The organism is Myroides sp. C1519 (genome assembly GCF_038039755.1).
GTDB classification, from domain to species: domain Bacteria; phylum Bacteroidota; class Bacteroidia; order Flavobacteriales; family Flavobacteriaceae; genus Flavobacterium; species Flavobacterium phaeum_A.
The window spans coordinates 88,343-113,586 of record NZ_JBBPHM010000005.1 but is presented as its reverse complement, the minus strand read 5'-3'; the positions used below and the strand labels follow the sequence as shown (position 1 = coordinate 113,586).

Sequence of the window (25,244 nt, the reverse complement as noted above, 5' to 3'; positions counted from 1 at the left end):
AGTTGGTTAGTATAGTGTTGTTACAAGTCGTGTTAGCGTATCAGTGATTAAAATAATCAAGATAAATAAAATAATGTGTCCTGCTTTTTTCATATGTGTTGCTGTTTTAAAGCCTTGATATATATAGTAGGAAAAGGCAATTAGCGCTAAAATAGAAACTATCCCCATAATAAAAAGAGGAGCTAATTCAGCTAAATTTTCAATAATAGCCTCTTGGTCGTTTGCATTTTCGATTAAGAATGTTGCCATTTTACTTGATTTACCATCAATATCAAAGAAAATCAAGACATACATGATCATACGTGAAATCAGTACTACATTAACAATATCAATGAATCGTGTCTTAGAATTGATAAATTTTCCAAAAACAAATAAGGTAATAGTCATCAATAGCGTTGAAATGATATTGTCTGCTAATGTTTGAAAGATAGTAGGAGCCTTCATAATTGTTGCCATTTTCAAAATAGCAATTCCTCTTGACATAGTGAAAGTCTGTAGGATACAACTTAGAATTGCAACTCCAATTCCGATAAAGAGTAATTTCTTCTCTTGTACATAATCAAACGGTTTAAATAGTGATTTGATAGTCATAAGGTTGGTTTTAATAGGGTATTATTCATTTTGTAGCTTGGTGATATGAGCAATTATGTCATCTAATTTATTTCGAACAGTAGGGTAGCTGATATTCATTTGTTGTGCCATCTGCTTTAAGCTACCACTATTGAGAAAAAAAGTTAAGATGAAATCTTGTTCTTCTTGTGGTAACTGCAATAAAAGGGGGAGTTGAAACTTCCCATTAACAGTAGTTTCGCAAGTCTCACACGTTAATTGTGCTACTTTTAGTTTGCTTTCACAACTTGGACAACTGATAGGTAGTTTGTATTTTATTGACATAGATATTAGTTTTGTTAAACCAAATGTAAATAAAATTAATATTATATTCAATATATAAGAAAACAAAAAGCCCATAATGAAGATTACAGGCTTTTCTCGTTTGTAAATAAAAAGTAGGTTACTTTATCGCAACAAGCATACTTGGGTTGTATGCTTTAGAGTTGAGTAACAATTTTACACCTTTGGCATCAGTATCATAAAATCGTATTTCAACAACTATAAAAGTTAATACATTATTCATAGGACAAATGTTGTGCCACAGGTGTTCTTCTACAAGGTTATTTTCAGAATTAAAATCAATAATTTCTTCATATTGAATGGGGTGTATAGAAAAGGCATTCGGCAATAAAAACCAAGTGCTAATGTGTAACGAAGCTTACTTGTAATCTTTCGGAATAAAAAACAAAAGCAGATGATAAGAAGATTATCTTATCACTATCTCATACGGTATTAAGTCGTAATTACCTCGTAATTAAGTCGTAATTCGTTCGCGAAAAAGGCCTTTAGGTGAGGTAATTACGACTTATTTACGGCTTATTTACGACTAAATGTCATTTAAAACCCTTTCAATCCCTTTATAGATAAGGGTTTAGAGAGAATTGAGTACAAAAGTGGGACGGAGTTTATAGTGCATATGATGTCATTTGATGTCATTTGATAGCAAATGATGTCAAAATAACCGCTTTGTCAATTTCTTTGTTTGGGCAATTTCTACTTTTGCATTAGATATAACAGACATTTGTTCTGCTTATTACCCCAATACAAGCTTGCTAAGTTCTTTGATATCCTTGTAAAACATAAATATCCGTTTGTTATAACTTAACTACTGCTTGAATTATAGTCGTAACTTATTCGAGACTGACACCACACAAATTCGAGAGATGTTCGGAAAACACCCCCTGTTTCCGAGCGAATGTGGGCGTTGTGTCGAACTTGTCTCGAACAAGGTGTAAATAAAATAGCTGTAAGCCTTGTGTTTACTGTGATACCCAAAACAGCATCTGTGCACTAAACAACTATAATTAAGGGGAAAACAACAAGTAGTTTGTTGTCATAAAGGCGAGAGCACAAAAACCAAAATAGGTTTATACCTTACATCTTGTTGGCATCATTGCCAGTTGAAACAATCAGATATAGGCATAAAAAAACACAGCCATCCTAAGATAGCTGTGTTGTATAAATTCAATTGAATTATTCGTTTATTTTCTACCAATAAGTAGCAGTTGAAAATAATTCATTTGCTGGATATAAATTAGTAGGGTCTATTTTTTTAGATAAGATAGGATCTACACTGATGTCGGCTTTTTTAATTTTAACTTCCATATCGTAGATTTTCTCATTAGACTCTTGCTTATAAATAGTCACTTTCAGTTTGTTTTTCTTCAAATCAAGAACCGTAAAGTTATCTTTTGCTTCTTCAGCATAAGCGTAACTATCAGTAGCGTAATTCAAATCTTGTACTGCTACAGTTCCTTCTTGTAAGATTCCCTCTTTAAAAGTGGCTTTGTATTTTACTTTACCCTTTTCAAAGTATTGGCATAAACCATCAAGGTTATTTTCTTTTAGCGTGTATTTGTAAACAGTATTTCCTTCTGCATCAGCAATAGTACGGTTAAGCGTTTCTGTACTAACATACGTATCAGTTGCTAAAACCACACCTGTTGTTGGATCATTGTAGATAGTCTCTTTTAATTCTCCATTACTATAAGTATTTGTTGTAACCGCATTCCACGTTTGCTCAGTTAAGACTCCTTGGTAAGGCATACCTTCACTATATTGTACACGTGAAACTTCATTACCTTCGTCGTCATAAGAGAAGTACATTCCGTGTAATACATCATCTTTGTATTCTCCTGAAGATTGAAGTTCTCCTTGAAGAAACTCTTCAATTTTCACTTTCTCTCCGTTTTCGTAATATGTTTTACTTGCAATAGTGTTTCCTTCATTTTCAGAATCGTAGCTATAATAGTAAACGCTTTCTACACCAACTTTTTGTCCGTTTTTATAAACAGTTTCAGTCATTGTGTATTCGTCAATTACATAAGTAGTTCCGTTATAAGGAGCATTATTTTTGTAAGTAACAGTAGAAACTAATTTTCCTTTAACATCATAAAACTTACCTTGTTTAGTGTAGTCAATCTCACTTTGTAAGTAGTATTTAGGATTTGTTTCAAACATATCTCTTGTTACAGGAGCATATTTTTTGCTGTAAACAGGAGTTCCAGCGTTGAATTTAGCAATTTGAGTAATCACTCCTTTATCGCTAAACTCGTAATAAGTACCTGTTTTTGTATCAAAGTTGTAAGCACCAATTTCTTTACCAGCTTTGTCATAGTACGTTTCTGTAGCAGGTTCAATAGAAAAAGCTTGCGTATTGTAGTTCGAAACTTTGTATTTTCCACCAGTTGGGTAATAAGAAACAATTTTAGAAATGCTTCCAAAGGCATAGAAAGTTTCAGACAACATTACTGATTTTCCGTTTTCAACATCAAAAGTTGCAGAATACGTCATTTCACCTTTTTTGTATGAAGTAATTTGTGAAATTTCGTCATCAAATAAGGTATATACAGAACCATCTATATACGTTTCTAATTCGTAATACGGGTCAATTCCTTGTGTAACACGTCCTAATTCTTTTCCTTTTTTGTCGTAAAAAACAGTAGTATCTCCTTTGCGTTTTTCAAACACTTTTCCATTTTCATAGAAAGATGTTCTCTCTACAATTTTACCTTCTTTATAAAGTGTAGTTGCATTGTCCTCTACATACAATCCTTCATACGGATTATAACCATATTCATCATACGTTAACTGACCTTTTACAGTTCCGTTTTCGTTATAATAAACCGTTTTCTCTATAGAAGCGTCTTCTTTGTAGTTAGTAACAGCTTTAAGAGAGTTGTTTTTAGTATTTACGTAATACTCATCAACTTTGCGAACAGTATTATTTTCAAAGTGATAAGCAGAAGCAATATCATCTTCGTTTCCGTTGTAGTTGAAGTAGTAAATAGTACCTTCTTGTTCACCTACATATTCTGCATCAGAGTAAGTAAGTTTGTATTCCCCAAGTTTTTGTCCATTTTTAGCAAAGAAATTCTCTACACGTTGGTCGCTATTAATTACAGCTTCAGACTTTGTCTGACCAGTTGAGTAGAAAGATTTATTACCAACTAAGTTTCCATCTTCGTAAACATTGATCTCTTTAACACCGAATTTCTCGTAGTTAATAGCAGATGCAGTACCGTTATAAGGGCTACCATTTTCGTAAGAAGCACTATACGTTAATGCACCATTTACATCATAGAATTGTTCTTCAGTAATTACGTTTTCTTCGTCAAATATAAATGCTTGGCGATTTTTAGCGTTTGCAGGATTGATGATTTCATATTCTCTAAAAAGACCATCTACAGCTTTCATTTTGATGAATACATTAGACCATCTTTGGAATACTTCACCATTGTATAGTGAACCATTTTGGAAAGTACCTTCGTATTTTTCTCCTGTAAATTGGTTGATAGAGTTTATTTTGATCAATTGACCGTTGTTGTCATATACATAAGTAGCTTCTAACTTTCCTTGAGGAGAGAAGTTTTCTACATTACCACTATAAAGTATGCTTGAATCATCTTGAACAATACCTTTTCCTTTCGTTTGAATCTTTTTAGTTTTTGCGTCAAATGTTTCAATGATGCTTAACTCTTGACCTTTGATTGGCTTGATAAGTTTAAAAGCTTTCGCTTCTTTTTTAGCTACTTTGTAGTCGAAAGAATCTACCCAAAGTGTGTCTTTTGCAACTTGGCCAAACATTGACGAAGTAAAAAGTAATGCCAATGGAAATATTTTTTTCAGCATAGTTTGTTTATTAAATTGATTTTGTGTGTTTTTCTCAAGGGTAAATGTAAAAAAGTCATTTATAATATTCGAATATTTTGGCTTTTATTTACCTAATATTCGTGAATTGCGACATTTTATAGCATTCGGAAATATGCAACAATAGTGTAAACATAGCTGTTTTTAGAGGTTTTATTTTTACTAAAAATAAAAATGCCCTTACATTTTTGTAAGGGCATTGAGGTTGAAATCAGTAGTTTACAAATAGTAAACTATAACTTCTAACAAAAAAAGAAAATATTTGACACTGAACTTTTATTGCAAAAGAGCGATTACCTCTTTATTTTCTTGAATTAAAGCATAATCTAAGGCTGTTTTACCTCTATTATCCTTTATTTCTTTATCCGCACCAGCTTGTAGGAGTAGGTTTGTTACTTCGGCTTTACCGAAAGTAGCAGCAAAAATCAAAGCAGTTGCTCCGTTGTAATTCGATTGATTAACTGATGCTTTTTGCTCAAGTAATAAGGCAACAATTGTGTTGTATCCTTTAAAAATAGCTCCCATTAGAGCACTATTTCCTGACGAATCTTGTGCGTTTGGATTAGCTCCATTTTGCAATAGTAAAAGTGCAACGTCGTAATTATTGTAATAACAAGCTAATGTTAAAGGAGTATTTCCTCTTTCGTCAGCCTGATTTATATCTGATTTTTGTGTGATATAACTTTCTATTTCAGCCACGTTATTCGTGCGAGCAGCAGAAAATATGTCTTGCGCTTGTGCAGCAAAACACAATAGTGAAAATAGAAGTGTAGTAATGAGTTTTTTCATAGCAATTTAGTTGTTGTAAGAAACAAGGGAGTGTGGGGATGCTCCCTTGTTAGTAAATAGTTTTATTTGATGTATTCTTGAATATCCGCAAGTTTTAAATTAGTTGCTTTCAATAAAGAGTTACCGTAGTTTTTATCTGCTTGGTAGAAAAATGCAATCATTTTCTTAACAATCACTTTATTGTGAACACTATTTAATGCCCCGCTTAAGTTTTTGATTAAGTTTTCTTTATCTTGTTTAGAGAAAGAATTGTATAAATCACCTGCTTGTTTAAAGTTGTTTTCTTTGTCAATTACGTGTTGTGTAGTACTTGTATTAGCAGTGAAAACAGATTTAGAGTATTTGAATTTAGCATTGTCAACAACCTCTGGTTTGTTTGTAGATGGTTGATAATTTACATCTCCTGATTGTGGACGTAACGACATATACCCATTTTGGTTATACGTTGTCACTTGATTTTTAGGTTGGTTTACAGGAATCTGTTGGAAGTTACCTGTAAGACGGTGACGTTGTGTATCTGCATAAGAGAATAATCTACCTTGTAATAATTTATCTTCAGACGCTTCAATACCAGGAACAAGGTTAGAAGGAGCAAAAGCCGCTTGTTCTACTTGTTGGAAATAGTTAGTAGGTGTTTGATTTAACGTCATTGTACCTACTTTGATCAGTTTTGCAACAGACTCAGGCCAGATTTTAGTAACGTCAGTTGGGTTGAAATCTAAAGCATCAAAGTCTTCTCTTTTCAACATTTGAACGTATAAGTCCCATTTAGGGAAGTTACCAGCTTGGATGTTGTTATATAAATCCAATGTAGCGTGTTCTACACTTTTAGATTGAATTTTATCAGCCTCTTCTTGTGTTAGGTTTTTTCTTTCTTGTTGAGGTACCCATTTGTATTTTACATACGTTACTTCACCTTCTGCATTTACCCATTTGTAAGCGTGTACACCATTACCTTCCATTTGACGGAAGTTAGCAGGAATACCATAGTCAGAGAATAACCAAGTTAGCATATGTGTAGACTCAGGTAAGTTTGAAAAGAAGTCAAACACACGGTTAGGGTCAGACACCCCATTTGTTAAAGGAGATGGTTTAAAAGCGTGAACCATATCAGGGAATTTGATAGCGTCACGAATAAAGAACACAGGTAAATTGTTTCCTACTAAGTCGTAGTTTCCTTGTTCAGTATAAAATTTAACAGCAAAACCACGCGGGTCTCTATATGTTTCAGGCGAACCTTGTTGGTGAGTTACCGTTGAGAAACGAGCAACTAATTGTGTTGTTTTACCAGCTTGACTTAAGAAGTCGGCCATTGTAACATCAGAAAAATCTGCTGCAGCTACGAATTCTCCAAATGCTCCAGCACCTCTTGCGTGTACTACTCTTTCAGGAATACGCTCTCTGTCAAAAGCAGCCAATTTGTCAATTAAGTGAATATCTTCTAACAACACTTGTCCGTTGTTTCCGATTGTTTTTGAGTTTTGGTTATCTCCTACAGGAGCACCAGAGTTTGTTGTTAGTGTTTGTCCATAAGAACAAGTTGCCATTGCAAATAATCCTAATGCTATAGTTTGTTTTATCATTGTGTAATATATTTAGCAGTACAAGTAATTTTGTACACTGCAAATGTATCTTGCTAAGCAGGGGATAAGTAGCATTTGTCAATGATTGTCCTTATTTAAGTATAAGATAATTTGATAGTAATATTTTTAATGATAGATAAAATCTTTTGTAACAGTGTTTTATATTCGCCAATTGTACTTGAAAAATTGGTTGTAAATCTTAGAAAAGAAATAAAATAAAAGGGGGATAGGAAGGTAAAAGAGTAAAAATAGTAAGAAGTAAGTGTGAAAAATAGGGGTGAAATAAAAAAAGCCTCCTGAATAGGGAGGCTTTTGCTATTTGATATGTTTTGAGCTTTTGGTTAAGCTTCTACTTTTTTACTTTTAAAGATAAGTGAACTATTCATTAAGAAGATCGCACTTAAGATTAAGATAATTCCAACCCATTGGATTAAGATTACTTGCTCTCCTAATACTAAAAAGGCAACACTCACCGAAACCGGAAGCTCTAAAGAAGAGATAATACTTCCAAGTCCTACTCCAGTATGAGGGAATCCCATATTTAAGAAGATAGGAGGTAAGATTGTACCAAACAAGGCTAACAATAATCCCCACGTATAGAAAATATTCCAATTGAAATCTCTAATACCAGTAGTATTGTCAGAGAATTGGTTAAACAATCCCATCATTGCTTCAGAGTTATTTGGACCTACTTGTGTAAGGATTACGAAGATCGCCACAATGATAAATGCACCACATAACATAAATAAACTACGCTTAGGAGCAGGAAGGTGGTTTGCCACTACGTTAGACGCAAACATTGTAGTTGCGAATGAACAAGAAGCTAAGAAACCAAAGATTACCCCTCTAATGTCTAAGTTAATTTCGTTTGCTAATACATTAGTAGCTAAGACTGTTCCGAATAAAATTAAACAAACAGCAACGATTTTTAATAAACTTGGGAAGGTCTTTGTAATAACACTTTCGATTACAACACCAATCCAAACAGATTGCATTAATAGTACTACGGCAATTGAAGCGTCGATATAACTTACTGCCATATAGTATAACACAGAAGTGAACCCCATTGATGTACCAGCAAACATTAACTGTTTGATATCTTTTTTTGTAGGTTTAAGATCAGCAGGCTGTTTTTTGCGAATCATATTAATGATTAACATTCCCACTAAACCTAATACAACTTGCGATAAGGTAACTTCAGCAGTTGTGTATCCGTGTTGATAAGCTAATTTTACAAACGAGGCCAGCATTCCAAAACTTGAAGCCCCAATAGCTACTAAGAAAACTCCTTTTACTATATTCTGTTCTTTCATCTTTTATTATTTTGCTGTGCAAAGGTACTTAATATTTTTTGAGCGAATTAGGACAATTGTCTAACAAAAAAAGCCTATAGAAATGAATCTATAGGCTTTTGATTTGAAGTGTATTAACTATTATTTCAATTTATTGAAATTTCTTTTTACGAATTCAGTAAGTTCTTCACCTTTTAATAAACCTTGAGAAAGCTTAGCTAAATCCATTGCTTGTTTAATGTTTGTTGTTCTTTCTTCCTCATTAGCATTGTTGATAATGTTACTTGCCAACTCAGAGTTTGTATTTACAACTACATTGTACATTTCAGGTAAGTTACCCATACCGAACATACCGCCACCACCTGATTGGCTCATTTCTTTCATTCTTCTCATAAACTCAGGTTGTGTGATGATAAATGGTTCAGCTGTGCTATCCATAGCTTCTAACTTCACTGTATATTTATCTTTAGGAACAATGTTTTCTACGATTTCTTGTAATGATTTTTGTTCATCTTCAGAAAGTTTAGAAATCTCTGTTTCTTCTTTTTTGATTAAGTTGCTGATGTGGTCAGCATCTACACGAGCAAATGTCATTTTCTCATTATCGCTTTCTAACTTTTGGATTAAGTGAGAAACGATAGGAGAGTCAAGTAACACTACTTCGTATCCTTTATCTTTTGCAGCAGTGATATAGCTGTGTTGTGCATCTTTATTAGAAGCATAAAGAATTACTAAGTTACCATCCTTGTCAGTTTGGTTGGCTTTAGTAGCCTCTTTTAATTCTTCTAAAGTATAGTATTTGTTATCTACCGTTGGGTAAAGAGCAAAAGCACCAGCTTTTTCATAGAATTTATCTTCAGACAACATTCCGTACTCTAAAACGATTTTAATATCGTTCCATTTTGCTTCAAAGTCAGCTCTGTTTTCGTTGAATAAAGATTTTAACTTATCAGCTACTTTACGTGTGATGTAGTTAGAAATCTTTTTCACGTTTCCGTCTGCTTGTAAGTAAGATCTTGATACGTTCAATGGAATGTCTGGAGAGTCAATTACCCCTTTTAACATTGTCAAGAATTCAGGAACGATTCCTTCTACATTATCCGTTACAAACACTTGGTTTTGGTATAACTGGATTTTGTCTTTTTGCATTTGAAGATCAGCACTCAACTTAGGGAAGTAAAGAATACCTGTTAAGTTAAATGGGAAGTCAACATTCAAGTGAATGTGGAATAACGGCTCTTCAAATTGCATTGGATATAACTCACGGTAGAAGTTTTTGTAATCCTCATCCGTTAATTCAGATGGTTGTTTAGTCCAAGCTGGGTTAGGGTTGTTGATAATTGTATCTACTACAACTTTATCATCACCTTCACCTTCTTCGTGTGTACCAAATTTAATTGGCACAGGCATAAATTTGTTGTACTTCGTTAAAAGTCCGTTGATTTTAGACTCTTCTAAGAAGTCTAAAGAATCCTCCGCAATATGTAAAACAATTTCAGTACCTCTTGATGTTTTATCACAATCCTCTAAAGTGTACTCAGGACTACCATCACAAGTCCAATGTGCAGCAGGCTCATCTTTGAAAGATTTAGTTAAAATTTCAACTTTATCAGCTACCATAAAAGCAGAGTAGAAACCTAAACCAAAGTGTCCGATGATTCCTGTGTCTTTAGCAGAATCTTTGTATTTTTCAAGGAATTCTTCAGCACCTGAGAAAGCAACTTGATTGATATATTTTTCAACTTCCTCTTTCGTCATACCAATTCCTTGGTCGATAATGTGAAGTTTCTTGTTTTCTTTGTCGATTTTTACCTCAATAACAGGGTTTCCATACTCAACGCTTGCTTCTCCAATACTTGTTAAATGCTTTAATTTTAAAGTAGCATCAGTAGCATTAGATATTAACTCTCTTAAAAAAATTTCATGGTCACTGTACAAGAACTTTTTAATAAGTGGGAATATATTCTCCACTGTAACGTTAATTTTTCCAGATGTCATAATTGTATGTTTATTTAGTATTTGAATTTTTAATATTTTTGTGATGTACTTAGGACAAAAAAGATACCAAAGGATTTAGCGTGTCATTTTGTCAGATTTAAGGCGGAGTGTCTAAATATTCACTATTTTTGGGTATACATTTTGTAACTATGTATTAATGTAAAAAAAAGAAATATGAAAAAAGTATTATTATTTGGAGCTGTAGCGTTAGCAATGGCGTCTTGTAAACCAACGATGGATACAAAATCACAAGTTGGAATTAAGGGGAATTGGACATTGACAAACATCAAACATATTGGTGGTGAGTTTGTGAAAGTAAACTCATTCAATATTGCAGATTCTCAATGTTTTATTGGTAGTCAATGGAAATTTGTTTCAAACAATAATTCAGGAAACGTAGCCTTGAGTCAAGGAGGAAATTGTCCAAGTTTTGAAAGTTCATTCAAATGGACAGTAACACCAAACGGAAGCTTCGAATTTAAGTTCGTAGATGAGGGTGTAAAAGCGAAACACGTTACTACAGGATACTCTATGCAAGTGAGAAATCAGACCGCAAATTCGTTTGAACTTGTGGATAAATTCTACGCTGGAGGACAAACTTACGACGTGACATATCATTTCGAAAAAAACTAAAAAAATAAAAAATAAGTAAGATGAAAAAAGTAACCACGTTTGTATTAGCAGGTACATTGCTTGCAACTTCTTTTACTTTCACTGGATGTGAAGCTGTACAGAATTCAAACAAGACACAAAGAGGTGCTGCAATTGGGGCAGCTGGTGGAGCTATTATTGGTGGTATTTTAGGTAATAACATTGGTAAAGGTGGAAACGGAGCTCTTGGTGCTGTTTTAGGTGGAGTTATCGGTGGATCTGCTGGTGGAGTTATCGGAAACAAAATGGATAAACAAGCTCGTCAAATTGAGCAAACTGTTCCAGGTGCACAAGTTGAAAGAGTTGGAGAGGGAATCAAATTAGTATTGGGTGAAAACTCTGTAAACTTTGATATTAACTCTGCTACATTGACTACAAAAGCAAAAGCAAACCTTGATAAATTAGTTAAAGTATTTAAAGAAAACCCAGATACATATATTGATATCTACGGATATACTGATATTACAGGGAGAGAAGAGTACAACTTAAGTTTATCTAAAAAGAGAGCTGCTTCTGTAAAACAATACTTAATTCAACAAGGTATTGCTGCTAATCGTATGGTTGCAGATGGTTTTGGTATTGCTGATCCAATTGCTTCTAACGAGACTAAAGCAGGACAAGCTCTTAATAGACGTGTAGAGTTTGGTATTCGTGCAAACGAGAAAATGATTCAAGATGCTCAAAACGAATCTGGTGTTCGTTAATTGAGTTTTCTCATAAAGTAAAAAGGGAAAGAAGTACTGTACTTCTTTCCCTTTTTTTATGGTTTATAGTTTCTAAAAACCATGGGTAATAATTGAAAAATATTTTATCATAACACGTGTTGGTTTCCTTTTAAATGGAGCAATCAACACAGGTTAAGGTTTGATCTTCTTGCATTTTATACCAATGCTTAGCTTCACCTATTTGTTGTTGGTCTATTAAAGCTGCTTTTATAACCTCATTGATATAAACGCTTTTTCCTTGTGGGATGTAAATAGAATATTTCAATTTAGCCTCTGTTGTTTCGTTATTATTGAAACTACTCGCTATTAATAGTACATTGTCTTTTTGCTCAAACTGAATAGCTTGTATTTCATTAGAATAGACTAATTCAGACTGTTTTCCTTTCTTTGTATATCTTGCCTCAGCAAAGTTAGTACCCGATACTTTTCCGTAGATTTCATCTTGAAAAGAAGGTAGTAATTCGATTTCAATTGGTAATGTGTTTGCTGTATCTGTTACTTCAAAACCATCTGTTGTAGAGCGGTTTGAATCAAAGTAAGCAGCGTCAACAAATTTGATGTTTAAACTATCCGTATCGTAAAAAGTAAAGTTAGTTTGTCTCTCCACGCGTTGTCTGTCCATTTGATTACCTAAATCTTCCCAGTTCTTAGCCTTTGCAAACGGAATAGCAAATAGTCCTAATGTGATAAACCAAATAACAATTAACGAGATAATTGTAGCCGCTACATATTTGATATTGGTGTAGATTAAACGCAATCCAATAATTAACAATCCAATGAACGGCAAGGTAACTAACATAAATACTAATGCTATTGTTCTACCATAGTTTGCTTCTGAGAATAAAAAGAATGGAACCCCTTCAGCAGCTGTTTCGGCTAAGATATAATCTTTGTTTATCCATACTCCAATGGCAGCAACTATAATAGTTAATAAATTAATTGCACTAAAAGCAATGAACCCAATACCGAATATATATCTAATCCACTTACCACTTTTTTCTCCAGCTACTTGAGTTTGTCTTTTGATGTTGTCATAATCAATATCGTTGATTTTATTAGTAACATAAGAAACATTCTCTTTAACCTTTTTTTCAATTGTTTCAATATTGATAGGTTCTCTCTCCATTTCTAAGCGTTGAGAAGTAGTCTTTGCAGCAGGAATTATAATCCATAAGATTAAGTATAGTAACACACCTGTTCCGTAGAATACCAATAAAAAAGCAAATAAGATTCTAATCCAAACAACATCAATTTTGAAGTAGTGCCCTAAACCAGCTAATACACCTCCGATAACTCCTTTATCTGTATCTCTGTACAGTTTTTTCTGTCCAGTATAGATATATTCTGTTTTTATAGTTTCTTCATCGTCAAGGATATAATCTTCTGGTTTTCCCATAATATTGATTACTTCCTCTACGTTGCTCTCTGTAATTACTTGATTAGTATCTGTAATTTTCTCATTGAATAATTCAGCAATTCTTATTTCGATATCGTGAATGATTTCATCTTGTTCTTCCTGAGCGAAAGTACGTCTGATCGCTTGTAAGTAATGATCTAATTTGTGGTAAGCATTCTCGTCAATGTGGAATACTAATCCACCTATATTTACAGTTAATGTTTTGTTCATCGTGTTAGTTTTTTGAGGTTATAGCTTCTACTGCATTTGCAAGTTCAGACCAGGTTTTAGCAAGTTCGTTTAAAAACTCTTCTCCCTTTTCTGTCAGTTTGTAATACTTGCGAGGAGGACCAGAGACAGATTCTTCCCATCGATAAGACAAGTAATCGTCGTTTTTAAGTCTTGTTAGCAAAGGATAAACAGTTCCTTCAACAACAACCAGCTTTACGCTTTTTAGTTCGTCCAGTATTTCAGAGGTATAGCAGTCTTTCTGTTTTAAAATAGAAAGAATACAAAACTCTAAAATTCCCTTGCGCATTTGTGCTTTAGTGTTTTCTATATTCATAATTACTTCTTGGTCTTTGTTTCTTATGCAAAGATATATCTAAAAGCAGGTACTTTGTAATACATAGTACTGTAAATTAACAAGTATTTAACAATTGTAAAAAAAGGAATATAATTCTGTAAGGAGTGTTTTTATATTATAACTTGTTGGTTATTAGTATTTTGTTTTTGTGTTGCCTTTTATTTTAGACAGTTTTAATTATTTCAGGATTAAGAAGATATATTTGTTTTAAGTAGAATATTAGGCATGTAGTTTTGGGCGTGAAAGTAAATTAGCATCGTTTAAAGGAAGATATATAAGTCTAAAAAAGGGTATTTACAGGAAAAAGAGAAGAAAGTAAATCATTCAACTTTTTTTGTATATTTAGTAAAAATCTAAAATAATGGAGTTTACAGTTTCAAACATAAATAAGTTTTTGTTTTTCAAATTGCCTTCTGCTTATTGGACAGGAGTGCGTATGAAAGAGATTAGTAACACAACAGCTGTTACTACAGTTAAGCATAAGTGGGCAAATCAAAATCCGTTTAGATCAATGTATTTTGCAGTACAAGCAATGGCGGCTGAATTATCGACTGGAGCTTTAGTAATGAGAAAAATACAAGAGAGCGGACAGAAGATATCGATGTTAGTTGCTAACAACAATAGTTCGTTTACCAAAAAAGCAACCGGTCGTATTTACTTTGAATGCGTTGACGGAGCGTTATTAGACGAGGCGATTGCTAAGGCGATTGCTACGGGAGAAGGGGTTACTGTATGGATGAAGTCTGTTGGTAAAAATGAGAAAGGAGAGCAAGTTTCTGTTATGAACTTTGAGTGGACATTGAAGGTTAAAAAATAAGCGATTATGCGTATTTTAGTTACAGGTGCGACTGGATTGATAGGAAAGCAATTGGTGCATAAACTATTAGAAGAGGGATATGAGGTCAATTACCTAACAACTAATAAAGAGAAGAAAGAAGGTGTGCTTATTGGAGCAAAAGGCTTTTATTGGAACCCATACAAAGGAGAGATAGAAGAAAATGCTTTGGATGAGGTACATACCATCATACATTTAGCGGGTTCAAATATTTCAGAATCGTGGTCAAAAGCGGGAAAAGCGAAGATAGTAGAAAGCCGTATTGTTCCGAGTAATTTTATTTACGAGCAGTTGGCTAAAAAAGCACATTCTGTTAAACAGATCGTTTGTTCATCTGCCGTTGGTCTTTATGCAAATAGTAGTAAGTGGCAAAGTGAGGAACAGTATTTTGAAGCAGATAACTTCTTGGGAAATGTTGTTTCTCAATGGGAGGCTGCTAATTTGAGATTTCAAGAAATAGGAGTTAAAGTGAGCTTAGTGCGCATAGGTTTAGTTCTTGCTAAAGAAGGAGGAGCTTTACCTCAAATCGCTAAGATGGCAAATTGTTATCTGGGAAGTGTGTTAGGCGATGGGAAGCAGTTTTATTCGTGGATACATATAAAAGACTTAGTAGGTATATTTTTGTTTTTGACAAAACACGAAATAGAAGGCGTTTACAATGCTGTTGCTCCAAAACCAGAAACAAATAAATCGTTTACCATAGGTTTGTCAAAGGTTCTGAATAAAAAGATTTTGTTACCAGCAGTACCTAAATGGGTTTTAAAAATTGCAATTGGAGAAAAAGCAGTACTTGTTGTAGAAGGACAACGCGTAAGTAGTGCGAAAATTGAAAAAGCAGGATATGTGTTTAATTATTGTGAATTAAAGACTGCTTTGCAAGAAATATATAAATAAAGAAATGTGCTTAGGCACATTTTTTTTTGTTTAATAGAAAGTTGTTTTAGGTAGAAAGAAGAGTAAATAGCAGTAAGATAGAATTTTACTAACTGACTAAAAAATGTCATTATGACAGAGAAAGCAAGTTGGCAAAGGATTTGCTATTTAGTGAGTGTAAATTATAAAATTTAATTTGTCTAAACTATGAATACTGAGAACAAAGATATAAACAAAGAGCAAGAGGAAATTCAACAAGATGTAGATCAAACAACTGAAGGAGCAGCTGCAGAGGGAACAACTGAGCAATTGAGCGCTGAAGAAGAAATGACTATAAAATTGGCTGAAGAGAAAGATAAATTTATTCGCTTATTTGCTGAATTTGAGAACTATAAGAGACGTACTGCTAAAGAGCGTATTGAGTTGTTTAAAACAGCAGGAGAAGAAGTTATGTCAGCTTTATTGCCTGTAATGGATGACTTTGATCGTGCAGTAACTGAGTTAGAAAAACACGGAGAAAGTGATCATTTAACAGGAATTAAATTAATCTCTAACAAGTTCAAAGATACTTTGTCAAGCAAAGGATTAGAAGAAGTAGCTTTGAAAGCAGGAGATAGCTTTGATGCAGATGTGGCAGAAGCAGTGACACAAATTCCGGCAGGAGATGATATGAAAGGGAAAATTGTTGATGTAATTGAAAGAGGATATAAATTAGGAGAGAAGATTATTCGTTTCCCTAAAGTTGTAATTGGACAATAATCTTTCGATAACAAAATATATAAAGAGTTTACAACGATGAAAAAAGATTATTACGAAATACTTGGTATAGATAAAAGTGCAGATGCGGCAGCAATTAAGAAGGCTTACCGTAAGAAAGCGATTGAATTTCACCCAGACAAAAATCCTGGTGATAAAGAAGCTGAGGAGAAATTTAAAGAAGCTGCAGAAGCTTATGAAGTATTAAGTGATGCTGATAAGAAAGCTAAATACGACCAATATGGTCACGCTGCATTTGATGGCGGATTTGGTGGTGGCGGAGGCTTCGGCGGAGGTCATATGAATATGGATGACATCTTTAGCCAATTCGGTGATATTTTTGGAGGTGCTTTCGGAGGCGGAGGTGGCTTTGGAGGTTTCGGCGGAGGCGGAGGTCAACGCAGAGTGAAAGGAGCTAACCTTAGAATTAAGGTGAAGTTAACTGTAGAAGACATCGCTAATGGTGTTGAAAAGAAAATAAAAGTTAAACGTAAAGTTCAAGCACAAGGTGTAACTTATAAAACATGTCCAACTTGTAATGGGTCAGGTCAGGTAACTAAGATTGCAAATACTGTATTTGGACGTATGCAAACTGCATCTCCTTGTGGTGCTTGTCACGGAAGTGGTCAGATTATGGATCACAAACCAGCCGGTGCTGATGCAGATGGTTTAATTCTTAATGAAGAAACAGTATCAATCAAAATTCCAGCAGGAGTAGCTGAAGGAATGCAATTGAAAGTTTCAGGAAAAGGTAATGAAGCTCCAGGTAAAAATAATGTACCAGGTGATTTACTTGTTGTGATTGAAGAATTAGAACACGAAACATTAAAAAGAGAAGGTGAAAATCTTCATTATGACTTATACATCAGCTTTGCTGAAGCTGCTTTAGGAGGATCAAAAGAGATTGATGCTGTAAACGGAAGAGTGCGTATTAAGTTAGAAGAAGGAATTCAATCTGGTAAAATATTGCGTTTGAAAGGTAAGGGATTACCAAGCTTGAATAGCTATGGTAACGGGGATTTGTTAGTACACGTGAATGTATGGACTCCTAAAAAACTTACAAAAGAACAACGCGCATTTTTCGAGAGTATGAAGGAAGATGAGAACTTCCAACCAGCTCCTTCGAAGAGTGAAAAATCTTTTTTTGAAAAAGTAAAAGAAATGTTTTCTTAGTCTGAGAAATATTTATACATTTGCAGGACACTTATTAAACAGTGGATTTTCTTTTTCATAGCAATTTTTCCCAACCTTATTTTTCCAAATAAGGTTGGGTTTTTTTATATAATATCGAAATTGCTTTTCCTCCCTCTAATAGTTATGAAATAAATAACTATTTTTACACAAATTAATAGACTTGACCGAATGCAACCTATATTAGAAGTTAAGGATGTAGTAAAAAAATACTCCGATAAAATAGCATTAAATAACGTGTCGCTAACTGTACCAAAAGGTACTATATATGGACTTTTAGGTCCAAATGGTGCAGGTAAGACATCGTTAATCCGTATTATAAATCAAATTACTTATCCTGACGCAGGGCAAATCTTGTTAGATGGTCAGGTTTTGAATCCAAGCCATATTAAAGATATCGGTTATATGCCTGAAGAAAGAGGGTTGTATAAAACGATGAAGGTTGGTGAACAAGCAATGTATTTAGCGCAATTAAAAGGATTGTCTAAAGCAGAAGCTAAAAAACAATTAGACTACTGGTTTGATAAATTAGATATCAAAGGATGGTGGGATAAGAAGATTCAGGAGTTGTCTAAAGGGATGGCACAGAAGATTCAGTTTGTCGTTACTGTACTTCACGAACCTAAGTTGCTAATTTTAGACGAACCTTTTTCTGGTTTTGACCCAGTAAATGCAAATATCATCAAAGATGAGATTATTGAGTTAAAGGAAAAGGGAAGTACTATTATCTTTTCTACACACAGAATGGAGAGTGTAGAAGAAATGTGTGATTACATCGCTTTAATTAATAAATCAAATAAGTTAATTGAAGGTAAATTAGTTGATGTTAAACGTCAATATAGAACACATTTGTATCAAGTAGGGATTCTTACAGATAATAAACAACGCTTACACGATGAGTTGAAAAGCAAGTTCAGTTTTCAAGCAACAGCTTTTAAGTCCTTAAATGATGAGGTACAGTTAGAGATTAATTTAGGAGAAAGAATGCCAAACGAATTGTTGCATATTTTATCTCAAAATGGTCAGGTAACACATTTCGTAGAGAAGTTGCCAACTGTAAATGATATTTTTATTCAAACTGTAAGTAAGTAAAATGAGCATATTATCCTTAATAATAAAAAGAGAGTTTATTGCAAAAGTTCGCAATAAATCATTTATCGTAATGACTTTTGCAAGTCCACTTTTTTTTGTAGCCCTAACTTTATTTGTAGGGTACTTAAGTACATTGAAAGGAGATATAAAAAAAGTAGCTATTCACGATGAGAGCGGTTTATTTGTTAATCAATTCGTCAGTAACGAAGAATTTGATTATCAAGATTTATCTGCCGTTGATGTATCGATATTGAAAGATAGTGTAAACGAAGAAAAATACGAAGGGATTATCTATATTCCTAAAGCAGAAAATATAGGTGATTACCAAAAAAATATAACTTATATATCTAATGATAGTCCGAGTTTAAGCTTTGTGAGTAAAGTAGAACTACTATTAGAAGATAAGTTAACACACATTAACCTGAAAGATAGTGGTATCGACTTAAAAGTGATTGATGAGGCTAAAGCGAATGTGAATTTAAATCTTACAAAAGCATCTGGAGAGGCTACTGTTAAAGGGTTAAATGAAATAAAAATCGTTATCGGTGGTTTGTTTGGTTACTTTATTATGATGTTCATTATCATTTATGGAAATATGGTAATGCGTTCTGTAATTGAAGAAAAAACGAATCGAATTATAGAGATCATTGTTTCATCAGTGAAACCATTCCAATTAATGATGGGTAAGATCATTGGTACTTCAATGGCTGGTTTATTACAGTTTTTAATTTGGGGAGTAATTGGTGCGGTATTATTGACGATAGCGAGTGTTGTTTTAGGAATAAACGCTACACCAGGAGTAGCGTCAGCAGAGGCTTTACAAGCTACTTCTATGATGTCTCCAGAGTTAATGCTTGATGTACAAAACTATGTAGGTGAGATTTTGACTTTACCTTTAGTTTCTTTGTTTGTTTATTTCTTAGTATTCTTTATAGGAGGGTACTTTTTATATAGTTCTTTGTATGCAGCAATTGGAGCTGCAGTTGATAATGAAACAGATACACAACAGTTTTTATTTCCAATTTTATTGCCTTTAATGCTTGGAGTGTATATTGGATTCTTTACTGTCATAAAAGACCCACACGGTTCGATTGCTACAATATTTTCAATGATTCCATTTACATCGCCGATTGTAATGCTTATGCGTATTCCTTTTGGTGTACCAATGTGGGAAGTTTTATTGTCTATTGCTTTATTATTTGGTACATTTATTCTTGTTGTTTGGATAGCAGCGAAGATTTATCGTATTGGAATATTAATGTATGGTAAACGACCTTCTTGGAAAGAGCTATATAAGTGGCTTAAGTATTAATTGAAGTTTAGAAATTTGTAGTGCATTATGGGGAAAATGTCAAAGATTTTAATAGTTGAAGATGAGGCGTCAATCCGCAGAGTCTTAGTTAAAATATTAGAAGAAGAATCGTCTGACTATGTTGTTGATTCAGCAGAAAACGGTGAAGAGGCTTTGAAGAAAATTGTAAGTGAAGATTACGATTTAGTTATTTCAGACATAAAAATGCCAAAGATGGACGGTGAGGAACTGTTAGTTGAGGCAAAGAAAATAAAGCCAGAAGTGGTTTTTGTTATGATATCTGGTCACGGGGACTTAGAGACTGCAGTTAACACAATGCGTCTTGGAGCCTTTGATTATATATCAAAACCACCAGATTTGAATAGATTGTTGACAACCGTTAGAAATGCTTTAGACACGAGTAAATTGGTTGTTGAAAATACAATTTTGAAAAAGAAAGTGAGCAAGAAATATGAGATGATAGGAAATAGTGAGCCTATCAATCTTATAAAGGATATGATTGAGAAGGTTGCTCCAACTGAGGCAAGAGTATTGATTACTGGACCTAATGGAACAGGAAAAGAGTTAGTAGCACATCAATTACACTTGCAAAGTACAAGATCACAGAATGCTTTGATTGAAGTAAACTGTGCGGCTATTCCTTCTGAATTAATAGAAAGTGAATTATTTGGTCACGTTAAAGGAGCTTTTACTTCTGCAGTAAAAGACAGACCAGGTAAATTTGAACTTGCTAATAAAGGAACTATTTTCTTAGACGAAATTGGAGATATGAGTTTGTCTGCTCAAGCAAAAGTGTTGAGAGCATTACAAGAGAATATGATCACAAGAGTAGGGGCAGAAAAGGATTTAAAAGTAGATGTACGCGTAATTGCGGCAACAAATAAAGACTTGCGAAAAGAAATTGCAGAAGGTAGATTTAGAGAAGATTTATATCACCGATTAGCAGTTATCTTAATTGAAGTTCCGGGGTTAAATGATAGACGTGATGATATTCCGTTATTGGTAAATCACTTCGTAAGTCAGATAGCAAAAGAACAAGGTACAAGTCCGAAAACATTCTCGGCAGAAGCGATTAGTCTTTTGCAAGAGTACGATTGGACAGGTAATATTCGTGAGTTGAGAAACGTAATAGAGAGATTAATTATTTTAGGAGGCAAAGAGGTTTCAAAACAAGATGTTGAGATGTTTGCAAACAAATAGCATATGAAGTTAAAAAAGATAAATGAGATTTTACAAGGGAACTTGGCAGCTAATGGATTAGTGGAGCCAACGACTCTTCAAAAGAAAACTTTTGGTCAGATTAAAAGTGGGATTGATGTTGTAATTGCAGGTCCTAAAGAAGAGGGAAAAACAACCGCTATGGTAATTGCAGCTCTTCAAAAATTACAAAGACCAATTGAGGGAGAAATTGCAACAAGAGTTTTGATTGTTGTAAAGGATAAGTTTGAAGTAGAGCGCTTAATGGAAGTGTTTGAGCTTTATGGAAAAGGAATGGACCTTGAAGTTTATGGGGTTCACGACTTTACAGACTTGGATGAGGATAAAAATCAGATGTCTTTAGGGAATGATATCTTAATTGGTACTTGTAACCGTTTAAACGAGATGTTTAGTAGTGCTGGTTTTGATGTGAATCAACTTCAAATGTACATCATTGACGATGCAGATATTCAATTGAGAAATCGCTTAGAACCACGTTTGTTCAGATTATCTGATAGTATTGGTAAAACACAACGTGTTTACTTTATGAAAGATTATGTAGAGCAGATTGATATGTTTGTTGACAAAACAATGACAGAAGATGTTGAGTGGTTTGATTTCTACGAAGAAGATGAAGAAGAATAAGCTTTTTTAAAGCATTAAATAAAGATTTAGGGGATTGTGTAAGCAATCCCCTTTTTTTATTCATAAGAGAAGCTAATTAGCGCAAATATGATAATGTATGTTATGATAATGATGAATAAGGCACCACTGCGTTTAAGAATAGCGTTTTTAAAGGATTGCCTATGTTTCAACATATCTCTTAACAAACGAATTAGTACCACTGAAAGCGCTATTAAAAATGATATGTGTAATACCAATTTTAAAGGGTCTAAATCAACTTCTTGTTGCACGTTTAAAATAGCGTGGTAAAAAAGAAGAGGACTGTTTACATTTGAAAGTAAATAAAACATATTAATCACTTTTAAGGTTAATTAATTGTATGCATTAATTATGCCTTAGTAAAGGCAGATTTCTTAAAGTTACTTATTTTTTTTAAATAACCTGAAAGTTTAGGGGATGGTTTTAGTGTTTAACTATGTTGATTAACAGTAAGATAATATTTGTTTTAGGGATTGGCGTCTACATTGTAGTTAACCTAAAACAAGTAGTGTATAGATATAAAAAAAGGACATAATCTGTAGATTATGTCCTTTTACCTTGTAGCGAAGACGGGAGTTGAACCCGTGACCTCAGGGTTATGAATCCTGCGCTCTAACCAACTGAGCTACCTCGCCATATAGACTGCTATTACTTCTGTAATGCGAGTGCAAATATAGAACAAAAAGATTACAATGCAAGCGCAAACACTGATAAATGCTGATTTTTTTTAAAGTTTTTTATTTTGAATAGGCTTTTTATTTTAGGGTATTGAGTGATTTTGTTTGTAGGTGTTTAAAAATGAAAAGATTAAGGATTCAGTCTCTTCTGTTGTTATTAAAATAACTTTTTAAAAATATTTTTATTTTTTTTAGTGTATAAAGTTTGGCAAGTGATTTTATGTGTGATTTGTTGTCTGTACGATGAATATTGTCAACTTTAAAATGTTGATTAGAGTACGTGAAAAGTAGTTTATCAATGATTAGTTAAAACAAACAAGCCATTCAGTAGATGTATTATGATTGATTGAGTAGATTGTTATGGCAAATTAGTTATTTATAATTTGTTTGTTAATCTTAGTGATTTGGTACAAATTATTTAAAAAGCGAAAAACTCCATAGAGGTAAGAACCTACAAATAATGCCATAGCCACTTTTAAAAATAAGTAGATAAGCCATCCTATCAGAGGTAGAAATAAGAAAAACTGCGAAGTAAAGTTGTGCAGTAGTTTCCAACCAGCAACAAATGAAGCGCCTACATAAAAAGCTGCTCCATAAAGAGATAAGAGGTAGTTCCAAGTAAATAATTCTTTAGAAGGAAATGATGGGCGGGTTACCATAACATATGCGAGTAAAACCATAATAACTCCACCGATTAACATATCTCTATTGTCTTTTTTAAGGGCTTCTTTTTTGTTTAATAGGTTGTAATATTGAGAATCCATTTTCTATTTTTTTAAATTGTCTTTTAATATATAGCCAGTCTGTACTCCATTTTCAGTAGTTACGTTTACTTTGAAAAAATATTTAGTAGTACTAATGCTGTCAACTTTATGTCCTTCTGCTAATGTTGTTATAGGAGCTGTTTGTATATCCGGTACTTTAAATAGCTTGGTTGCAGTTGAAGTTTGCCAAGCTTCTTTTTCAATGTTTTTTACTGGTGTTACAGCACTTTTACTTTGAAAAGGAGAGAAGAATAATATAATTAGAAATGCTGCTCCAATAAGCTTTGCAATATTACTTATAGAAAGGTTTTTTTTAGGTTCAGTTTTATTGATATAAGACAGTTTGCTTTTATAAGAGTTTATTTGTTCTGCTATTTTATGATGGTTTTTAATCCACTTTTCAATTTCTGGATTAAAAACAACTCTCTTGTAGTTTGACTGAGCAGACGAATATGAATTTGTGTTTTGTTGATGAAACCCAGAAGATGTAGAAGAAGATGAAAGAAGTGTGTTGTATGCAGTGTTTATTTTCTTAAACATATTGCTTAAAAATTCATCACCCCCTGTTTTATCTGGATGATACTGTTTTGCTAATTTTCGATAAGCAGTTTTGATTTCATCTATTGAAGCATTTTCATCAAGGCCTAAAATTGTATATGATTCTTTTTTATTCATTCTTCTTTATTTAGTTTGATGCCAATTAGTAACTTGATCCTCCCAAATGTTAATAACCAATTGTGAGCTTCCATTAGCGCCATATTTCCATACTTGTCCTTTATTTGTATTAAAAACAATATCATTAGGAGGTCCCATAGCTACTTTAAGTAAAATTAAAGGCATATTTTCGAATATATAACCTTTAAGAGCCTTTTCAATCCAAACTGAAGAGTAGTGTTTGGCTAACTCATTTGTTAAAAGGGATTCATTGTTTTGATTTGTTTTTTCAGCTTGAAGTAGATTGTTTTTTAATAATTGAATATGTAGATTTCGTCTTGTTTTTTGTTTCTTATCTTGATAAAACCAATAAAAAAAGTAACATACAACGATAAGTAATCCAATGTAAAAAAGAGGTTCTTCAGGTTTTACTGCTTCATTCATAGTGTTTTGGAATAGTAATATTCACAAAAATACACTATTTGATTAGAAAAACTATTTTAATAATATATTGTTAAGGTTAAATGGAGTGAAGTGATAGAAAGCTATTTGTTCTTTTAAATAAGTTAAGTATAGGTAGTTTTATAGATAAATAAACTTACTTTAGTTAGCGTAAGAGTATACTATAAGAAAGACTTGTGTGAAAATTAATGCTGTGTAAGAGGTAATGTAAAAGTTAAGTATTTTAAGAACAGATAAGAAAAGTAGCTTATATTAAGTATGTTATAAGGTTCTTATCAATAGTAATTACTATTTTATTAAAGGGAAGACATAGGTCAATAGTAGGTATAAAAAAAGGACATAATCTGTAGATTATGTCCTTTTACCTTGTAGCGAAGACGGGAGTTGAACCCGTGACCTCAGGGTTATGAATCCTGCGCTCTAACCAACTGAGCTACCTCGCCATTATTTGGTCTTGCTATTACTTCTGTAATGCGGGTGCAAAGATATAATAAAATTAATACAATGCAAATACTGATGTAATAAAAAAATATTTTTTTATTTAAAAAAAATGTCTATATTCGAAAAAATTAAAAATTAAAGCTATGGCTATGAAAGAAAAATACGAACTTGAATTTCCGATAAATTCTTCTCCGCAGTTACTGTTTCAGTATATTTCTGATCCATCTGGATTAAGCGAATGGTTTGCTGATAATGTAAACTCAAGAGGAGAGTACTACACTTTTATTTGGGGAGATTCCGAAGAAAAAGCTCGTGTTGTTACTCGTAAGACAGATGAGAGAGTTAAATATAGATGGCTGGATGAAGATGATAAAGATACAGAATATTACTTTGAGTTAAGAATTAATAGAGATGAGCTAACAAAAGATGTTACAATAATTGTTACTGACTTTGCAGAGCCAGATGAGATAAATGAATCAAAACAACTGTGGGAAAATCAGATAATGGACTTAAAACAAGTTCTTGGATCTGCATAATTCCATAAAA

Annotated in this window: 24 protein-coding genes and 2 tRNA genes; 11 read left to right on the top strand and 15 right to left on the bottom strand. The window is 33.2% G+C overall.

The features are described from left to right. Nucleotides 1–6: 6 nt before the first annotated feature. The 7 genes from AABL81_RS04835 to htpG form a co-directional block, all read right to left on the bottom strand. The gene (locus AABL81_RS04835) at nt 7–591 is read right to left on the bottom strand and encodes a hypothetical protein (RefSeq protein WP_341340470.1); all 585 of its coding nucleotides are present in this window, start codon (nt 589–591) and stop codon (nt 7–9) included. A 21-nt stretch (nt 592–612) separates the two neighbouring features. Continuing rightward, the gene (locus AABL81_RS04830; RefSeq protein WP_341340469.1) at nt 613–894 is read right to left on the bottom strand and encodes a DUF2089 family protein; all 282 of its coding nucleotides are present in this window, start codon (nt 892–894) and stop codon (nt 613–615) included. A gap of 1,206 nt (nt 895–2,100) precedes the next feature. Continuing rightward, complete coding sequence (locus AABL81_RS04825; protein ID WP_341340468.1) at nt 2,101–4,743, bottom strand: hypothetical protein; 2,643 nt, start codon at nt 4,741–4,743, stop codon at nt 2,101–2,103. A 294-nt stretch (nt 4,744–5,037) separates the two neighbouring features. Then, on the bottom strand, nt 5,038–5,550 hold the full coding sequence (locus AABL81_RS04820; RefSeq protein ID WP_158210295.1) for an ankyrin repeat domain-containing protein: 513 nt from the start codon (nt 5,548–5,550) through the stop codon (nt 5,038–5,040). 62 nt (nt 5,551–5,612) lie between these two features. Then, nucleotides 5,613–7,133 (bottom strand): catalase, encoded by a 1,521-nt coding sequence (locus tag AABL81_RS04815; RefSeq protein ID WP_158210296.1) that lies wholly within the window; start codon nt 7,131–7,133, stop codon nt 5,613–5,615. Between the two features lie 341 nt (nt 7,134–7,474). Then, the gene (locus tag AABL81_RS04810) at nt 7,475–8,446 is read right to left on the bottom strand and encodes an EamA family transporter (protein ID WP_341340467.1); all 972 of its coding nucleotides are present in this window, start codon (nt 8,444–8,446) and stop codon (nt 7,475–7,477) included. A 120-nt stretch (nt 8,447–8,566) separates the two neighbouring features. Next, the gene (gene htpG, locus AABL81_RS04805; protein WP_341340466.1) at nt 8,567–10,423 is read right to left on the bottom strand and encodes a molecular chaperone HtpG; all 1,857 of its coding nucleotides are present in this window, start codon (nt 10,421–10,423) and stop codon (nt 8,567–8,569) included. A gap of 174 nt (nt 10,424–10,597) precedes the next feature. Here htpG and AABL81_RS04800 point away from each other — a divergent pair, with 174 nt between their 5' ends. Next, nucleotides 10,598–11,056: a lipocalin family protein gene (locus AABL81_RS04800; RefSeq protein WP_158210300.1), complete on the top strand. Its 459-nt coding sequence runs from the start codon at nt 10,598–10,600 to the stop codon at nt 11,054–11,056. A gap of 20 nt (nt 11,057–11,076) precedes the next feature. Beyond that, nucleotides 11,077–11,778, top strand: coding sequence for an OmpA family protein (locus tag AABL81_RS04795; protein ID WP_090409095.1), 702 nt, complete (start codon nt 11,077–11,079; stop codon nt 11,776–11,778). Nucleotides 11,779–11,908: 130 nt separating this feature from the next. Here the strand turns inward: AABL81_RS04795 and AABL81_RS04790 are convergent, their stop codons facing one another. Beyond that, nucleotides 11,909–13,426, bottom strand: coding sequence for a PspC domain-containing protein (locus tag AABL81_RS04790; RefSeq protein WP_341340465.1), 1,518 nt, complete (start codon nt 13,424–13,426; stop codon nt 11,909–11,911). Nucleotides 13,427–13,430: 4 nt separating this feature from the next. Further along, complete coding sequence (locus tag AABL81_RS04785; protein ID WP_090409090.1) at nt 13,431–13,760, bottom strand: PadR family transcriptional regulator; 330 nt, start codon at nt 13,758–13,760, stop codon at nt 13,431–13,433. Nucleotides 13,761–14,142: 382 nt separating this feature from the next. On the opposite strand from AABL81_RS04785, the gene AABL81_RS04780 reads away from it, so the two are divergent. The 8 genes from AABL81_RS04780 (at nt 14,143) to AABL81_RS04745 (ending at nt 21,682) form a co-directional block, all read left to right on the top strand. After that, entirely contained in the window at nt 14,143–14,598 is a 456-nt protein-coding gene (locus tag AABL81_RS04780) for a DUF4442 domain-containing protein (protein WP_158210302.1), read from the top strand. Between the two features lie 6 nt (nt 14,599–14,604). Beyond that, entirely contained in the window at nt 14,605–15,510 is a 906-nt protein-coding gene (locus AABL81_RS04775) for a TIGR01777 family oxidoreductase (protein WP_341340464.1), read from the top strand. A 186-nt stretch (nt 15,511–15,696) separates the two neighbouring features. Next, a complete protein-coding gene (locus AABL81_RS04770) occupies nt 15,697–16,248 on the top strand; it encodes a nucleotide exchange factor GrpE (RefSeq protein WP_158210304.1) in 552 nt (183 codons plus the stop codon). A gap of 36 nt (nt 16,249–16,284) precedes the next feature. Continuing rightward, nucleotides 16,285–17,418, top strand: coding sequence for a molecular chaperone DnaJ (gene dnaJ, locus AABL81_RS04765; RefSeq protein WP_341340463.1), 1,134 nt, complete (start codon nt 16,285–16,287; stop codon nt 17,416–17,418). Nucleotides 17,419–17,607: 189 nt separating this feature from the next. Further along, a complete protein-coding gene (locus tag AABL81_RS04760) occupies nt 17,608–18,528 on the top strand; it encodes an ABC transporter ATP-binding protein (RefSeq protein ID WP_341340462.1) in 921 nt (306 codons plus the stop codon). A gap of 1 nt (nt 18,529) precedes the next feature. Beyond that, on the top strand, nt 18,530–19,840 hold the full coding sequence (locus tag AABL81_RS04755) for an ABC transporter permease (RefSeq protein ID WP_158210307.1): 1,311 nt from the start codon (nt 18,530–18,532) through the stop codon (nt 19,838–19,840). Nucleotides 19,841–19,876: 36 nt separating this feature from the next. Further along, the gene (locus AABL81_RS04750) at nt 19,877–21,040 is read left to right on the top strand and encodes a sigma-54-dependent transcriptional regulator (protein WP_158210308.1); all 1,164 of its coding nucleotides are present in this window, start codon (nt 19,877–19,879) and stop codon (nt 21,038–21,040) included. Between the two features lie 3 nt (nt 21,041–21,043). Beyond that, nucleotides 21,044–21,682, top strand: coding sequence for a DEAD/DEAH box helicase (locus AABL81_RS04745; RefSeq protein WP_158210309.1), 639 nt, complete (start codon nt 21,044–21,046; stop codon nt 21,680–21,682). Between the two features lie 56 nt (nt 21,683–21,738). Here the strand turns inward: AABL81_RS04745 and AABL81_RS04740 are convergent, their stop codons facing one another. From AABL81_RS04740 to AABL81_RS04715, 6 genes are all read right to left on the bottom strand, one after another. Beyond that, complete coding sequence (locus AABL81_RS04740) at nt 21,739–22,011, bottom strand: hypothetical protein (RefSeq protein ID WP_158210310.1); 273 nt, start codon at nt 22,009–22,011, stop codon at nt 21,739–21,741. Nucleotides 22,012–22,261: 250 nt separating this feature from the next. Next, nucleotides 22,262–22,335: transfer RNA gene (locus tag AABL81_RS04735), tRNA-Met, on the bottom strand. A gap of 410 nt (nt 22,336–22,745) precedes the next feature. Beyond that, nucleotides 22,746–23,141 carry a hypothetical protein gene (locus AABL81_RS04730; RefSeq protein ID WP_341340461.1) on the bottom strand — a complete coding sequence of 132 codons (396 nt, stop codon included), beginning with the start codon at nt 23,139–23,141 and terminating at the stop codon, nt 22,746–22,748. A 3-nt stretch (nt 23,142–23,144) separates the two neighbouring features. Then, nucleotides 23,145–23,816 carry a J domain-containing protein gene (locus tag AABL81_RS04725; protein WP_341340460.1) on the bottom strand — a complete coding sequence of 224 codons (672 nt, stop codon included), beginning with the start codon at nt 23,814–23,816 and terminating at the stop codon, nt 23,145–23,147. Nucleotides 23,817–23,822: 6 nt separating this feature from the next. Then, nucleotides 23,823–24,239: a hypothetical protein gene (locus tag AABL81_RS04720; protein WP_158210313.1), complete on the bottom strand. Its 417-nt coding sequence runs from the start codon at nt 24,237–24,239 to the stop codon at nt 23,823–23,825. Nucleotides 24,240–24,626: 387 nt separating this feature from the next. After that, nucleotides 24,627–24,700, bottom strand: a tRNA-Met gene (locus tag AABL81_RS04715). 147 nt (nt 24,701–24,847) lie between these two features. Between AABL81_RS04715 and AABL81_RS04710 the strand changes: the two genes are divergently transcribed. Next, nucleotides 24,848–25,234: an START-like domain-containing protein gene (locus tag AABL81_RS04710; RefSeq protein ID WP_090408846.1), complete on the top strand. Its 387-nt coding sequence runs from the start codon at nt 24,848–24,850 to the stop codon at nt 25,232–25,234. The last annotated feature ends 10 nt before the right edge of the window (nt 25,235–25,244 follow it).

Coding starts and splice junctions, on each gene's coding strand:
- AABL81_RS04775 (WP_341340464.1), top strand. CDS start 14,605: ATGCGTATTTTAGTTACAGGTGCGACTGGATTGATAGGAAAGCAATTG.
- AABL81_RS04820 (WP_158210295.1), bottom strand. CDS start 5,550: ATGAAAAAACTCATTACTACACTTCTATTTTCACTATTGTGTTTTGCT.
- AABL81_RS04785 (WP_090409090.1), bottom strand. CDS start 13,760: ATGAATATAGAAAACACTAAAGCACAAATGCGCAAGGGAATTTTAGAG.
- AABL81_RS04710 (WP_090408846.1), top strand. CDS start 24,848: ATGAAAGAAAAATACGAACTTGAATTTCCGATAAATTCTTCTCCGCAG.
- AABL81_RS04800 (WP_158210300.1), top strand. CDS start 10,598: ATGAAAAAAGTATTATTATTTGGAGCTGTAGCGTTAGCAATGGCGTCT.
- dnaJ (WP_341340463.1), top strand. CDS start 16,285: ATGAAAAAAGATTATTACGAAATACTTGGTATAGATAAAAGTGCAGAT.
- AABL81_RS04720 (WP_158210313.1), bottom strand. CDS start 24,239: ATGAATGAAGCAGTAAAACCTGAAGAACCTCTTTTTTACATTGGATTA.
- AABL81_RS04740 (WP_158210310.1), bottom strand. CDS start 22,011: ATGTTTTATTTACTTTCAAATGTAAACAGTCCTCTTCTTTTTTACCAC.
- htpG (WP_341340466.1), bottom strand. CDS start 10,423: ATGACATCTGGAAAAATTAACGTTACAGTGGAGAATATATTCCCACTT.
- AABL81_RS04810 (WP_341340467.1), bottom strand. CDS start 8,446: ATGAAAGAACAGAATATAGTAAAAGGAGTTTTCTTAGTAGCTATTGGG.
- AABL81_RS04745 (WP_158210309.1), top strand. CDS start 21,044: ATGAAGTTAAAAAAGATAAATGAGATTTTACAAGGGAACTTGGCAGCT.
- AABL81_RS04750 (WP_158210308.1), top strand. CDS start 19,877: ATGTCAAAGATTTTAATAGTTGAAGATGAGGCGTCAATCCGCAGAGTC.
- AABL81_RS04725 (WP_341340460.1), bottom strand. CDS start 23,816: ATGAATAAAAAAGAATCATATACAATTTTAGGCCTTGATGAAAATGCT.
- AABL81_RS04760 (WP_341340462.1), top strand. CDS start 17,608: ATGCAACCTATATTAGAAGTTAAGGATGTAGTAAAAAAATACTCCGAT.
- AABL81_RS04830 (WP_341340469.1), bottom strand. CDS start 894: ATGTCAATAAAATACAAACTACCTATCAGTTGTCCAAGTTGTGAAAGC.
- AABL81_RS04730 (WP_341340461.1), bottom strand. CDS start 23,141: ATGGATTCTCAATATTACAACCTATTAAACAAAAAAGAAGCCCTTAAA.
- AABL81_RS04835 (WP_341340470.1), bottom strand. CDS start 591: ATGACTATCAAATCACTATTTAAACCGTTTGATTATGTACAAGAGAAG.
- AABL81_RS04795 (WP_090409095.1), top strand. CDS start 11,077: ATGAAAAAAGTAACCACGTTTGTATTAGCAGGTACATTGCTTGCAACT.
- AABL81_RS04790 (WP_341340465.1), bottom strand. CDS start 13,426: ATGAACAAAACATTAACTGTAAATATAGGTGGATTAGTATTCCACATT.
- AABL81_RS04780 (WP_158210302.1), top strand. CDS start 14,143: ATGGAGTTTACAGTTTCAAACATAAATAAGTTTTTGTTTTTCAAATTG.
- AABL81_RS04770 (WP_158210304.1), top strand. CDS start 15,697: ATGAATACTGAGAACAAAGATATAAACAAAGAGCAAGAGGAAATTCAA.
- AABL81_RS04825 (WP_341340468.1), bottom strand. CDS start 4,743: ATGCTGAAAAAAATATTTCCATTGGCATTACTTTTTACTTCGTCAATG.
- AABL81_RS04815 (WP_158210296.1), bottom strand. CDS start 7,133: ATGATAAAACAAACTATAGCATTAGGATTATTTGCAATGGCAACTTGT.
- AABL81_RS04755 (WP_158210307.1), top strand. CDS start 18,530: ATGAGCATATTATCCTTAATAATAAAAAGAGAGTTTATTGCAAAAGTT.